The sequence below is a fragment of the Aureivirga sp. CE67 genome (assembly GCF_015767245.1).
GTDB lineage: Bacteria > Bacteroidota > Bacteroidia > Flavobacteriales > Flavobacteriaceae > Aureivirga.
In genome coordinates this window covers 35,403-48,392 of the sequence record NZ_JADOTV010000010.1, presented here as the reverse complement: position 1 = coordinate 48,392, position 12,990 = coordinate 35,403, and the positions used below count along the sequence as shown (strand labels likewise).

General features: G+C 28.9%; 13 protein-coding genes. 2 read left to right on the top strand and 11 right to left on the bottom strand.

Going from position 1 to position 12,990, the window contains the following annotated elements:
- Positions 1-55 precede the first annotated feature (55 nt).
- Positions 56-430: a hypothetical protein gene (locus I0K12_RS12685; RefSeq protein ID WP_196888494.1), complete on the bottom strand. Its 375-nt coding sequence runs from the start codon at positions 428-430 to the stop codon at positions 56-58.
- Positions 431-558: 128 nt separating this feature from the next.
- Here I0K12_RS12685 and I0K12_RS12680 point away from each other — a divergent pair, with 128 nt between their 5' ends.
- On the top strand, positions 559-1,455 hold the full coding sequence (locus I0K12_RS12680) for an ABC transporter ATP-binding protein (protein WP_196888493.1): 897 nt from the start codon (positions 559-561) through the stop codon (positions 1,453-1,455).
- Between the two features lie 17 nt (positions 1,456-1,472).
- Positions 1,473-5,123 (top strand): ABC transporter permease/M1 family aminopeptidase, encoded by a 3,651-nt coding sequence (locus I0K12_RS12675; RefSeq protein WP_196888492.1) that lies wholly within the window; start codon positions 1,473-1,475, stop codon positions 5,121-5,123.
- 394 nt (positions 5,124-5,517) lie between these two features.
- On the opposite strand, the gene I0K12_RS12670 is transcribed toward I0K12_RS12675, so the two are convergent.
- The 10 genes from I0K12_RS12670 to I0K12_RS12625 form a co-directional block, all read right to left on the bottom strand.
- Positions 5,518-6,150, bottom strand: coding sequence for a LysE family translocator (locus I0K12_RS12670; RefSeq protein WP_196888491.1), 633 nt, complete (start codon positions 6,148-6,150; stop codon positions 5,518-5,520).
- 88 nt (positions 6,151-6,238) lie between these two features.
- The gene (locus I0K12_RS12665) at positions 6,239-6,913 is read right to left on the bottom strand and encodes a TrmH family RNA methyltransferase (RefSeq protein ID WP_196888490.1); all 675 of its coding nucleotides are present in this window, start codon (positions 6,911-6,913) and stop codon (positions 6,239-6,241) included.
- A 4-nt stretch (positions 6,914-6,917) separates the two neighbouring features.
- Positions 6,918-7,391 carry a DUF6495 family protein gene (locus I0K12_RS12660; protein ID WP_196888489.1) on the bottom strand — a complete coding sequence of 158 codons (474 nt, stop codon included), beginning with the start codon at positions 7,389-7,391 and terminating at the stop codon, positions 6,918-6,920.
- Between the two features lie 78 nt (positions 7,392-7,469).
- Positions 7,470-7,916: a 50S ribosomal protein L9 gene (gene rplI / locus I0K12_RS12655; RefSeq protein ID WP_196888488.1), complete on the bottom strand. Its 447-nt coding sequence runs from the start codon at positions 7,914-7,916 to the stop codon at positions 7,470-7,472.
- Between the two features lie 16 nt (positions 7,917-7,932).
- Positions 7,933-8,229, bottom strand: a complete 297-nt coding sequence (gene rpsR, locus I0K12_RS12650; RefSeq protein WP_196888487.1) for a 30S ribosomal protein S18 — start codon at positions 8,227-8,229, stop codon at positions 7,933-7,935.
- Positions 8,230-8,234: 5 nt separating this feature from the next.
- Positions 8,235-8,588: a 30S ribosomal protein S6 gene (gene rpsF / locus I0K12_RS12645; RefSeq protein ID WP_196888486.1), complete on the bottom strand. Its 354-nt coding sequence runs from the start codon at positions 8,586-8,588 to the stop codon at positions 8,235-8,237.
- Between the two features lie 82 nt (positions 8,589-8,670).
- The gene (locus I0K12_RS12640; RefSeq protein ID WP_196888485.1) at positions 8,671-10,188 is read right to left on the bottom strand and encodes a peptidoglycan-binding domain-containing protein; all 1,518 of its coding nucleotides are present in this window, start codon (positions 10,186-10,188) and stop codon (positions 8,671-8,673) included.
- A 3-nt stretch (positions 10,189-10,191) separates the two neighbouring features.
- Positions 10,192-10,584, bottom strand: coding sequence for a hypothetical protein (locus tag I0K12_RS12635; protein WP_196888484.1), 393 nt, complete (start codon positions 10,582-10,584; stop codon positions 10,192-10,194).
- Positions 10,585-10,599: 15 nt separating this feature from the next.
- Positions 10,600-11,193, bottom strand: a complete 594-nt coding sequence (locus I0K12_RS12630; RefSeq protein WP_196888483.1) for a hypothetical protein — start codon at positions 11,191-11,193, stop codon at positions 10,600-10,602.
- 319 nt (positions 11,194-11,512) lie between these two features.
- Complete coding sequence (locus I0K12_RS12625) at positions 11,513-12,982, bottom strand: amidase (RefSeq protein ID WP_196888482.1); 1,470 nt, start codon at positions 12,980-12,982, stop codon at positions 11,513-11,515.
- Positions 12,983-12,990: the final 8 nt, after the last annotated feature.

Sequence of the window (12,990 nt, the reverse complement as noted above, 5' to 3'; positions counted from 1 at the left end):
CTTAGTCTGAAAAATCTAAAAAATTTGTTAAGAAAGTTGTAGTAAAACTCAATTATTATTCCTCTTCTTCTTTGAATAATTCACAATTACATTCTCCATTAAATCCATTCGACTTAAATGCAAAATTAAACGACTCAGTTTTAGTAGCTTCTAGTGAAAATTCAGTATAATAGATAATATCTTTTCCAAATTTTTCAATAGTTAAATAAAAATCTAAAAAAGAATCTTGTTGTAAAGTTTCTAGTTTCAAATCATAAGAAAGTCCTTGAAAATTAACTTTTGATTCTGAATTTAAAGCATGATAAAAAACTTTTTTGTCTACTGTAATATCATTTACGGTTCTCACAAGCGTACATTCATACATTTGAGAGTAAGCAATTTTAGTTAAAAAGTAAAAAACTAAAGTTAAAAAGAATATTTTATTTTTCATATTTGAAGGTTTAAAGGCGCAAAAATATTGATTATAAATTGTTTAAAAAAGATTTATTCGATTTTTTAATAAAAGCGATGTAACAAATTCTACTAAACTATGTCTTATCATAAAAACAATAATAAATTATGAAGCTATCAATACAGAATTTGACAAAAACGTACAAAAATGGTGTAAAAGCTATTGATAATGTATCTATAGAAATAGGAACGGGAATGTTTGGATTACTTGGACCAAACGGTGCAGGAAAATCATCTTTAATGAGAACCATTGCAACATTGCAAGATCCTGACTCTGGGAAAATCTTTTTTGAAGGAAATGATATTTTAGAAAATAAAATGGAGCTTCGAAAGACTTTAGGTTACCTTCCTCAATCTTTCGGGGTTTATCCAAAAATGAGTGCTGAAGATTTGCTTTTCTATTTCGCTACGCTTAAAGGAATTTCTTCAAAACAAGAGCAAAGAAGAATTGTACAAGAAGTCTTAGAAATCACAAATCTTTATGATATGAAAGATAAAAATGTTGCTGGTTATTCTGGTGGTATGAAACAAAGATTTGGAATAGCACAATTACTTTTAAACAATCCAAGATTAATTATCGTAGATGAGCCAACAGCTGGTTTAGATCCGGCTGAAAGACATCGTTTTTTAAATGTTTTAAGAGAAGTTGGAACAAATTCAACAGTAATTTTCTCTACGCATATTGTTGAAGATGTAAAAGAGCTTTGTAACGAAATGGCAATCCTAAATGGAGGAAGAATATTGAAACACACAACTCCGATGGAAGCTACAAAAGAAATGGAAGGACAAATCTGGACTAAAACTATTTCTAGAGAAGAATTGGACGCAAACAAAACTATGTTTGATATTTTATCTTCTAATTTCAACCAAGATAATACTTTAAATATTCGAGTTTTATCAGAAACAAAACCTTCTGAAGATTTTAAGGCAGCAACTCCACAACTGGATGATGTTTACTTCAAATATTTAAAAGAAGACGAAGTTAACGCAAAAACAATTGTATAACCAATATTTCACCAACCATGCTTAAAATATTTAAATTTGAATTAAAATATTGGTTCAAAAACCCTACTTTCTATGTTTTTTTAGGGTTATTTTTCCTTATTTCTGTTTTATTTGCAGCAATTAGTGGAGGAATTTTTGAATCCTTAACTGGTAGTAACGTTTCTACTAGAATCGTAAACTCTCCTGTTGGAATTAATGATATTTTCAATGGAATTTCAATCTTTATTTGGTTCTTGATACCTTCTGTTATTGGAGCTTCTGTATATCGTGATTTTAAATCGAACATGCACAGTATCTTGTTTTCGTATCCTTTTACAAAAGCACAATATTTATTCGGAAAATTCTTAAGTTCTCTTTTTGTTGTTAGTTTGATCATTCTAGGAATTATGTTAGGAATCATGCTAGGGTTTAAACTTCCTGGAACTAACGAACAAATACTTACAAGTTTTAATATCGTACCATATTTAAAAGCTTATTTTGTTTTTATTATTCCTAATGTACTTTTTATTGGAGCTATTGTTTTTGGGGTAGTAACTTTTACAAGAAACATTGCAGCAGGTTTTATTGCAATTATACTTTTCTTATTTATCGGAGATATTATCGAAATAATTTTCGACCAAGATAAAGATATTTTATATCGCTCATTATTAAATCCGTTTGGAGGAGAAGCTTTATATTATTATACTAAAAAATGGACGCTAGCAGAAAGAAATGTAAATCCAATTCCTATTCAAGAAATATTAATTTACAACCGATTAATTTGGATTGGAGTTTCTACGATTCTTTTCTCGCTTATTTATAAATTCTTCCAATTTCACCAAAATGCTATTTCTTTCAGTTTTAAAAAGAATGAAGGAGAACGATTTGTAAAGCAAAACTTCGGAAATATTATAAATATTGAATTACCAAAAGTTACTTTCGACTATTCTTTCCTATACAATTTAAAAGCTAGTTGGAAGTTTTCAAACATGGATTTAAAATACATTATTAGAAGCTGGCCTTTTATTATTATTGCTGGTGTTGGAGTATTATTTTTAGTTATTTCTTCTACAACTTTTGGAGAAATTTTCGGAACAAACACCTATCCTAGAACTTGGCAAATGTTATTAATCCCAGGGACAATTTTTACGTTTTTCTTGATGATTATTACATTTTTATATTCAGGGTTATTGATTCATAGAAGTAGAACTTCAGGAATAAATGTTATCGAAGATTGTACAACAATTCCAAACTGGACCTTGATACTTTCTAAGTTTATTGCTTTGTTAAAAATGCAAGCTTTATTATTTTTAGTAGTGATTATTTCTGGAATTTCTATCCAAACTTATAGAGGATATTATGATTATGAAATCGGACATTATCTTTTTGACATTTATATCCTTCAGTTTGCTTCTGTTGTTATTTGGACATTCTTAGCGTTTTTTATTCAAACATTATTCAAAAATACATATATCGGATTCTTCGTTCTTTTAGTGTTATATATTGGAATTCCTTACCTTTCAGCAATTGGGATTGAACAATCGATTTTCAAATACAATCAAGGACCAGGATATAGATATTCAGACATGAACGGATATGGTGCATTTCTTTCTCCATTCTTTATTTACAAAGCATATTGGACAATTTTAGGTTTGGCTCTTTTTATTCTTAGCATAACACTTTGGACAAGAGGAATTACATTTTCTATTAAAGAAAGGCTTTCAATTGCTAAAAAACGTTTTAACCCAAAAACAGCAATTAGTTTTGGTGTTTTAATTATCGCTTTCTTTTCTTTAGGTTTTAAAATTTATCATGAAAATAATATTAAAAATAAGAGATATACACAAAAAGATCGTGAGCTACAACGCGTTGAATGGGAGAAAAAATATAGAAAATATAGTAGCTTCCTTCAACCAAAAATTGTTGCAGTTGATGTAGATATGCAAATTTTTCCAAAAGAAAGAAACTTCAAAGCTATTGGAGAATATACTTTGGTGAATAAAACAGACAAACCGATTGATTCTATTCTATTAAATCATAATGATTACCCAAGTAAATTTGAATTCAGTAAAGAAAATAATCTGGTTTCAGAAGACACTGTTTTCCACTTTGACATTTATAGATTTAAAACTCCAATGCAACCAAATGATACTTTAAAATTCACTTTTGAAATTGAAAATAAAGAGCATACAGCTTTAAGAACTAGTTCACCAATTATAGAAAATGGAACTTTCTTCCACAACACACACTTCCCTTCTATTGGTTATCCTGATGGGCAAGAATTAAGAGATGATGGAATCCGTGAAAAATATGGATTACCTAAAAATGATTTAAGACCTCATCCGTCAGATTCTACGGCATTAGGAAATACTTATATCGCAAAAGATGCTGATTGGATCGATTTCCAAGCAACGGTGAGTACTTCAATGGATCAAATTGCAATTGCTCCAGGATACCTACAAAAAGAGTGGGAAAAAGACGGAAGACGTTATTTCCAATATAAAATGGATAGTAAAATATTGAACTTCTATGCTTTCAACTCTGCAAGATATGAAGTAGTTAAAGAAAACTGGAATGATATTAATCTTGAAATTTACTATCATAAAGGGCATGATTATAATTTAGATCGTATGATGAAAGGACTTAAAGAATCTTTAAAATATAACTCTGAAAACTTTAGCCCTTATCAACACAAACAAGCTAGAATTATAGAATTCCCGTTAACTGAAGGATCTTTTGCACAATCTTTTCCAAACACAATTCCTTATTCAGAATCTGTAGGATTTATTGCAGAAGTAAATGATGAAGATAATGAAGCTTTAGATTATCCATATGCAATTACTGCGCATGAAGTAGCGCATCAATGGTGGGCGCATCAGGTTATTGGCGCAGATGTTCTAGGAGCTACGATGCTTTCTGAGAGTTTGTCAGAATATGTTTCTTTAAAAGTTTTAGAAAAAGGATATGATAAGCAAAAAATGCAAGTTTTCTTAAAAGATGCTTTGGATAAATACACAACTTCAAGAACTTTTGAAACTAAACGTGAAAAACCATTGATGTATAATGATGGGCAAGGTTATGTTCGTTATCAAAAAGGTTCCTTGGTTTTCTATGCACTAAGTGATTATATCGGGGAAGAAAAGCTGAATAATACTTTAAAAGAATATGTAGAAAAAGTGAAGTTCCAAACAGCACCTTATACAACTTCTGAAGAAATGGTTTCATATATCGAAAAAGTGACTCCAGATTCTTTGAAATATGTGATTGATGATATGTTTAGAACAGTAACTTTATATAGAAATAAAATTATTTCTGTTGAAACTGAAGAATTGGAAAATGGAAAATTCAAAGTTGATATCGAATTTGAAGTTGCAAAATCTAGATATAATGATAAAGGAAAAGTTTATTACAACCTTCAAGAAGGAGATACTCTTTCTTATCAAAAAGAAGGTAGAAAAAAACCTTTATACTCAGCTCCTTTAGCAGATTATATCGAAATTGGAATTTTTGGTGAAGAAGAAAAAGATGGTAAAACAAAAGAAAAAGAACTATACCTAAAAAAGCATAAAATCACAGAGATTCATAATAAAGTTTCAATTATAGTAGATGAAAAACCAAAAGAAGTTGGTGTAGATCCTTATTATAAATTGATCGATAGAAACTCTAATGATAACAGAAAAGATATTTAATTGGTTTATTAGATAGAAGTGAAAAATAAAGTGCCTGTTTAATTTTATTTAAATATTAAGCAGGCTTCAAATCACTTCAAAAGCAAAAAGAGACTATATCAGGCGATGTAGTCTCTTTTCAAATCAATTAACAAAAACTAAAAAAACATTATTTAATCATCATATTTTTCTTTATCATAAAGTTATTTTAAGAAGCTCCGCAACATTCGATCAATTCAACATGCCACTTAAAATAACTTGTGTATGAAATTTTTCCCTCATACTTAAAACTACTTTCATAGTTTTATTTCCATCTCTCTTACTTAAAGATAATACAAAAATCTTTATAAAACAATATAACTTTCTGATTTTTAACACTTTAAATTTATTTTTTAACATTTACAATGAATTTTCATTAAAATATTGTCTTGTAATTTGTTATAAAAATATGCAGCGCTAATCCTAAATAAACCAAGCCACTCATAAGCTTTGTAACAAAATGGAACTTTTTATTTTTCATGGCACTTTTCCCTAAAGAACCTACCAAATAAGCAACTATAGAAAGCCAAACAAAAGATATCAATGTAAAAATTACACCTAGTAAAAAAGCATTCCAAACATGATGCTCCGTATTTTTATCAATAAAATGAGGAATTACAATCACAAAAAAAGCAATTGCCTGTGGATCTGAAATAGCAATAATAAATCCTTGAATAAAAGATTTATTATATTTTTTAAAACGTTTTTCTTTTATTTCTTTGTTTAAATTCTTGAAAGTTTGGACGCTCAAGTAAATCAAATAAGCAACACCGACTAAAATCAAACCATTAGACAAAAATTTTGAAGAACTAATGATATAAGAAACTCCTACAGCGCTAATAAGCGTATCTAAAAGCAGTAAAGCACAAATACCTAGACCAACTTTGAAAGCCTCTACTCGATTGGTTAAAATCCCTTTGGTTACTGTAAATACAAATCCAACTCCTGGAGTGATAATCAACAGTAAAGAAGTTGTCAAAAATTCGGGAAAGTTTACAAAATCGAACATAGTAGATTAATTTTCTACTATAAATTACAATTTTTTGATGGGAAATTCAAAAGCAAAAAAAAACGGAAAAGACTAATTCCTTTTCCGTTTATTTATTATTGTAGTAATGTTCTTTGATCTGATCAATACTTTTAATAGATTTTTCCATCCATTCTAGTTTTTTCTCCAATCGCTCTTCTTCTGAAAGTTTCCAATCTAAATCTTCCGAAGCTCTCATTCTTCCAGTTACGTCATTTAAAATTACCGCAGCAGCAACAGAAATATTAAAACTTTCTGTAAATCCATGCATTGGAATTTTTAAATATCCGTCTGCTTCTTCCATCATTCTTTCTGAAACTCCTTCTTTTTCTACTCCAAAAACAAAAGCAGATTTCTTAGTAATATCAAATTTAGGTAAAAAACAAGAATCATTATGTGGAGTTGTTGCAATAATCTGATATCCTTTTTCTCTTAAAGATTCAATACAAATTCCTGTATTATCCTCATCAAAAGAATTGTATTGATGGAAATCTAACCATTTTTGTGCTCCTTTTGCAACATGTCTAGAAACTTGACTGTTGTATTTTTTTTCAATAATATGAACATCTTGTACACCAAAAATATCACAACTACGAACTACTGCACTTGTATTATGTTTTTGATATAAATCCTCTAAAACAACTGTAAAATGACGTGTTCTGTCTTTTAAAACTTTATCAAATAAAGCTTGTCTTTCTGGAGTTACAAACTGTTCTAAATATTTTAAATAATCTAAATCTACCATCTTACTATTTTTCTGAAATTAAAGAACTAAACTTCTCAAAATAATCTCCTTTCGTAATATCACAACCTTGTTCTACCATTGAAAAAATCTCTTCGTTTCTTTCTTTATTGTATTTTTTAGTTGCTTTAAAATATTCTACAGAAGCATCCTTTGAATTATCTATTAACCATTGAAATCCTTCTTTTGAAGTTAAATCAATTGATTCTGAAACTTTTATCAAAATTCTATGAATTTGCTCCTCTTCACATTTAAATAAATTCAAACTATGTTTTGAATAATGATCTAAATATTTTGTCTCTGTCAAAACTTTTTCCCAAACCAAATCACTAAAAATATTCATTTCATCTTCAGCAACTTCCGGTTTTTCTTCCTTTATTTTATTCCATTCTTTAACATCAATTTGTTGTGTTGCTAAAAAACGAGAAAATTCTTCATGAAGAGATTCAAATTGCTCTTTTGTAAGTTGTCTATATTTCATTTTACAAAAATTTCAATTAAAAATAAAAAAGCCTACTCGGATTAAAGAGTAGGCTTTTTCTATATAATTTGTGAAAAATTATTCAGCGATAATTTCGAAAGAAAAATCAACGATAACTTCTCTGTGTAATCTGATTGCAGCAGAATATTTACCTAATCTCTTGATAGTGTTACCAGGAATCTTGATAAATTTCTTCTCTACTTCGTGACCAGCTTTAGCGATAGCTTCAGCAAGATCTGCATTGTTGATTGAACCAAATAATTTAGTTCCATCTCCAGTTTTAGCAGCCATTTTGATCTCTAATCCTTTTAATGCTTCAGCTAATTTTGTAGCATCTTCTACTAATTTAGCTTCTCTAAAAGCTCTTTGCTTTAAGTTTTCAGCTAATACTTTTTTAGCAGATGGAGTTGCTAAAGTAGCAATTCCTTGAGGAATTAGAAAGTTACGTCCGTAACCATTTTTCACAGATACTATGTCGTCTTTAAATCCTAGATTCTCAACGTCTTGTCTTAATATAAGTTCCATAATTTACTGTAAATTTTTATTTTAATAAATCACCAACATATGGCATTAATGCTAAATGACGAGCTCTTTTGATAGCTACAGCCACTTTACGTTGAAATTTTAAAGAAGTACCAGTTAAACGTCTTGGTAAAATTTTACCTTGCTCGTTTACTAAGTATAATAAGAAATCTGGATCTTTATAGTCAACATATTTGATTCCATTTTTCTTAAAACGACAATATTTCTTTTGTTGTTTTGTGTCAATGTCTAATGGAGTTAGGTATCTAACATCACCTTGTTTACCTCCTTTTGCTTGTTGATCGATTGATGACATAATTCTTATTTTTTAGATGCTTTAGATGATGATTTTACTCTTTCTTTTCTCTTCTCAGCCCAAGCAGCAGCATGTTTATCTAACTTTACAGTTAAGTAACGCATCACTGTATCATCTCTTCTGAATTCTAATTCAAATGAAGAAATAGCTTCTCCAGATACTTTGTATTCAAATAAATGATAAAATCCGCTTTTTTTCTTTTGGATTGGGTAAGCTAATTTCTTTAATCCCCAATCTTCTTTGTAGATCATTTCGGCACCTTTAGAAACAAGATAGTCTTCAAACTTCTTTACTGTTTCCTTTATCTGAGTTTCAGATAAAACGGGATTCAAAATGAAAACAGTTTCGTAATGATTCATAATTAATAATTATTTGTTGTTTAATAATTCAGCGTGCAAAGATAAAACTTTTTTTGATTCTCGAAAGTCTTTTAGCATTTAATTATATTGGATTCACAGCCAAAAAGTGAAAATCTTTCACAATTTGCTTCACATCTTTATAGCTTCTCACCATCGAAAATAGAAATTTCGCCCAACCGAGAAATCCTGTAGCAAGTTTTTTAATCACATCAATCAAAAAACTAACCAACTTACAACCAACATTAAAGGCTTTCGATTGGTATTGAAAAGCTCCTACAATATAATTTACTTGTTCGTTTTCAATATTGTTTGAAATCACAATTTGAGCATCCATATCTTTGCGAAAAAAATAAGTACAATTTTCAAATTTTATTTCTCCTTTTACATAATTTGAAATAGAATTTACTATTGCTCTGAAGCCATTTTTAAGATAATGATAAGTTCTTGTGGCAAATCTAAGAAATCCTTTGTAGATATTATCGATAAAAAAACGGACTATTTTCTTACCAATTTTCTTAATTGCTCGCCAAAACCTTTTCACTCCATCCCAAAGTCGCGTTCCTTTTTCTTTGATAGAATCCCACATCGTGTTTATTTTCTCTGAAGAATTCATTTCTTCAACAACATCATCACAAAAATCATCTTCATCAAATCCTACTTGATTTTGATTAATAGCATCAATTTCTGTAAAAACATTTGGTATAATTCTTTTAGCTAATTTTCGTGCTCTATTTTTCTTTTTATCTTGAAATTTTATGTAGAAACTTTTTAAAGCTTTAAACAATTTAGATCCTCTTTTATATTCAAAATCATAAGCTCCATCAATATCAACTTCAAAACCTAAAAGCCATAATTCAACTTTCAAAGTATTTATAATAAATTTTCGAGCTCTATTCTTATGTACCTCATCATAATCTTTGAACTGAAAAGATTGTTCGTTTTCTTCTCCTCTTCTGCTTGCTATTTTATGTGTCAAAAAATCTTGATCAAAAATATAGCTAACTGTTCGTTTATTTAATTCATGTGCATTTATTCTAAAATGAAGCACCAATTGTACAGATACAAAAGATTCTAAATCGGATTCCTTTAATAATTCAAAATTTAATTTTGGTTTATGATCATGCATTCCCAAAGCCCAAAGACGAAGTTGTATTGCTCGATGTAAAGCATATTTTCGATTTTCACGAATTTCTTCACCGTCAAACCAAAAATCTTCATTCATTTCTGATTCAAAACTCACAATTTCGTCCAAAGCATTCCAAGTCTTCTCTCCTACCCAATTATCTTGTTTCAAACCAGCTTCTATCTGAAATTTATGCACAGCATTTTTAACTGTTTCTATAATTTCATCTGAAATAGATTCTTTTCCCTTAAATACGATTTTTTCTTTTAAATAACCCAACAAATAAAGACGTGATGCAAAAGTTTGAATTCGCAATCTTTGTTTTTTAAAATCATATGTTTCTTTGTCGCTAGAAGGCAAATCACTTATGATTCCTTTATCCGAAGCATCTGTTACTAAAGCATCAAAGGACACTACTTTTGAAATAGCGTCCTTTGAATCTAAAAAATCATAACTCGGATGATCTTTAAATGACATTTATTATGTAATTATTTCTTTAAATAAATTAATCAATCCTAATCTTGTATCTAAACCATTTTTCAATGCCTCTCTGTGAATATCAATAGCTGCAGTGGGAATTTTATCATAATCTTTATTTACAAAATTATAAGAATCTCCATCAAACTTGATCAATGTCTCTGCTACAATAGAAACATCTGCTTTCACAGTTGTGATCTCTTTTAAACTTTCAATATCTGTATATGTTGCAGTAGATGTACTCACTGCAATTTCTTCTACTCCTTCATTATTTTCTGTTACTACTGAAGAATTTTCAGTAGAAATAGAAATATCTCCAATAAAAGTTTGAACATGTAAAGATGATAAATCATCAACTGCTCTGTCTAGCTCTTGTATTGCTTTTCTTAACCCCATTTTTTTGTTTTTTTATTAATTAAAATCTTTTTCTGTTAATAATGTATATGTAAAACTGTTTCCGTAAAAATCTAAAGACTTTTTGATAATAGACATTAAAATCAAAAACTCCTTATCATCTTGTACTACTTGACATCCTGCACTGTATTTCCCTACACGTTCGATATCATTTTTAAAACTTGTAGTGTGTAAATTTAAACCTGAAACATCTGTAAAAACATCTCCTGAATAATCAAACTCTCCATCACTATCTCCATCTCGCCAAACTTTAAAATTTGTTGTATTTTGTCTTAAAGCTTCATAACCTTTATGAAAATCTAATTTCCAAGCAGATTTGTATTGATTTGGAATCAAAATCGCAGTTCCATGCTCACGAAGTTTTTCATTTTTTAAATAATGTAAACCTGGTTTTGTTGTTCCTTTAAACATAAAAACTTGTTCATTTCCAAGTTCATCTTTATAAGCAACTCCTATAAAATCATTAAACTCATTTACAGTTAAATCATTCGAACGTATCCCAAATAAATTCAAATTATAAAATCCTCTATCGAAGAACTCATAGCCTTTTGAGGTATACACATTTTTCAATAAATCATAATTCAATTTCATCTTCTATTTTTTTAAATTTTGACTAAAAATATATTTTTTATATTAATTTTCAAACTATTAATTAATATTTAATGTTAAGTTTATTTAGAACCTGTCTAAATTTATATCAAAAAAATTTAAATGCTTCTTAAAAGCTCTTTTTTGTCTTTTTTCTCCTCCATAGCGATGCTATGCACTCCAAAAAAGTCTTCAAAATAGCATTTTAATAAACTATAAAATAAATTCTGTTATAATTTTAAACAGGCTCTTAATTCTTTAAATATTATTTTTCCAAAAAGACAAAATACTTAAATAAATAAAAACTCTTTTTAAAAACAATTTAATTATTTATTGTATTCGAAATTTTTGGTAATTCAAAACCTTCAGTAAACTGTTCGAAATATTTAGCAATTTCTAAAAGTTTTTTATCTGTCCATTTTCTAGAATGAATTTGAATTCCAACTGGCATTCCGTTTTTCTTTTTCCCTATCGGAATTACAGCAATCGGATGACCAGAAAAAGCAGTTGTAAACACAAAAGAAGCCATCGCTTTTGTATAAGGAACTTTTTTATTATTTATATAAAATGGTTTCCAAGCACTTTGATGTTTATAAGCTTCTTGAGCGCAAACTGGTGTTATCCAAATATCATGTTTAGTAAGAAAATCATCATAAATCTGAGAAAACTCATCTTTAAAATCTATTGCTTTCGCATAATTAATATTAGATAATCTTTGCCCCAAAGCCATTCCTTTCGCCCATAAATGATCTCGATATTTAAGCCAAATAAACGCATACATAAAAGTCGCCATCAAAGGAATTTTCGGATTATTAATTCCTATTTCAAAACCAATTATTTTACTACATTCTACATAAGCTTTTTCTTCATCATAAATTGGATGATCTTTTTCAATTTTATGTTTTTCATTATTTATTTTTGCTAAAAAGTCTTTGAAAATTGATAAATATTCTTCATCTACTTCCGTATCATTGATCGTTTCAGAATAAGCTATTTTTAAAGAATTATGATTCCACGAAGAACTTTCAAAATCTATTTGTGGAGTTTCAGGAAGTCGATATTTTGAATTATCCCCAAGAACTTGCATCATCAACATCAAATCATCTACATTTTTAGCCAAAGGCCCAGGAGTAATAATATGTCTTCTCCCTTGAGGTTTATTCGGAACTTTTAAATGTCCTCGATTAGAAAGAAAATTCTCTGTTGGTCGCAATCCACAAATTCCATTAAAATGAGCTGGAACACGGATAGAACCTCCAGCATCAGAACCTAAATCCAAAGCACTAAAACCTGAAGCAATAGAAACCGCAGAACCACCAGAACTTCCACCTGCAACTCTTGATAAATCATAAGGATTATTGGTTTGTCCATTCCAGAAATTCACACTTTTCCAATCAATACAATATAATGCCGTATTTGTTTTTCCTAGAATAATCCCTCCTTCACTTTTAAGTCTTTTTACCAATTCTGCATCTTCTTCTGCCATATAATTTCGCAGCATCGGATCTCCATTCGAGTTTTTCAAACCATTTACAAGAAAACTATCTTTAATAGTAACAGGAAGTCCGTGTAATAACCCTAACTTTTCTCCATTTTGAATTTGTAAATCTTTTTGTTTTGCTTCTTCAAGGATTTCTTCTTTTTTTCGAAGATCAACAATAGCATTTACAATCGGATTTTTCTCTTCAATTCTATCTAAAAAAGCATTCACAGTTTTGACAACAGAAATCTCTTTATTTTTTATTTTGGTTGCGATTTCATTTGCGGATAATTTTATTATTTCTTGTTTCATAAATAAAT

Coding starts and splice junctions, on each gene's coding strand:
- I0K12_RS12685 (WP_196888494.1), bottom strand. CDS start 430: ATGAAAAATAAAATATTCTTTTTAACTTTAGTTTTTTACTTTTTAACT.
- I0K12_RS12680 (WP_196888493.1), top strand. CDS start 559: ATGAAGCTATCAATACAGAATTTGACAAAAACGTACAAAAATGGTGTA.
- I0K12_RS12675 (WP_196888492.1), top strand. CDS start 1,473: ATGCTTAAAATATTTAAATTTGAATTAAAATATTGGTTCAAAAACCCT.
- I0K12_RS12670 (WP_196888491.1), bottom strand. CDS start 6,150: ATGTTCGATTTTGTAAACTTTCCCGAATTTTTGACAACTTCTTTACTG.
- I0K12_RS12665 (WP_196888490.1), bottom strand. CDS start 6,913: ATGGTAGATTTAGATTATTTAAAATATTTAGAACAGTTTGTAACTCCA.
- I0K12_RS12660 (WP_196888489.1), bottom strand. CDS start 7,391: ATGAAATATAGACAACTTACAAAAGAGCAATTTGAATCTCTTCATGAA.
- rplI (WP_196888488.1), bottom strand. CDS start 7,916: ATGGAACTTATATTAAGACAAGACGTTGAGAATCTAGGATTTAAAGAC.
- rpsR (WP_196888487.1), bottom strand. CDS start 8,229: ATGTCATCAATCGATCAACAAGCAAAAGGAGGTAAACAAGGTGATGTT.
- rpsF (WP_196888486.1), bottom strand. CDS start 8,588: ATGAATCATTACGAAACTGTTTTCATTTTGAATCCCGTTTTATCTGAA.
- I0K12_RS12640 (WP_196888485.1), bottom strand. CDS start 10,188: ATGTCATTTAAAGATCATCCGAGTTATGATTTTTTAGATTCAAAGGAC.
- I0K12_RS12635 (WP_196888484.1), bottom strand. CDS start 10,584: ATGGGGTTAAGAAAAGCAATACAAGAGCTAGACAGAGCAGTTGATGAT.
- I0K12_RS12630 (WP_196888483.1), bottom strand. CDS start 11,193: ATGAAATTGAATTATGATTTATTGAAAAATGTGTATACCTCAAAAGGC.
- I0K12_RS12625 (WP_196888482.1), bottom strand. CDS start 12,982: ATGAAACAAGAAATAATAAAATTATCCGCAAATGAAATCGCAACCAAA.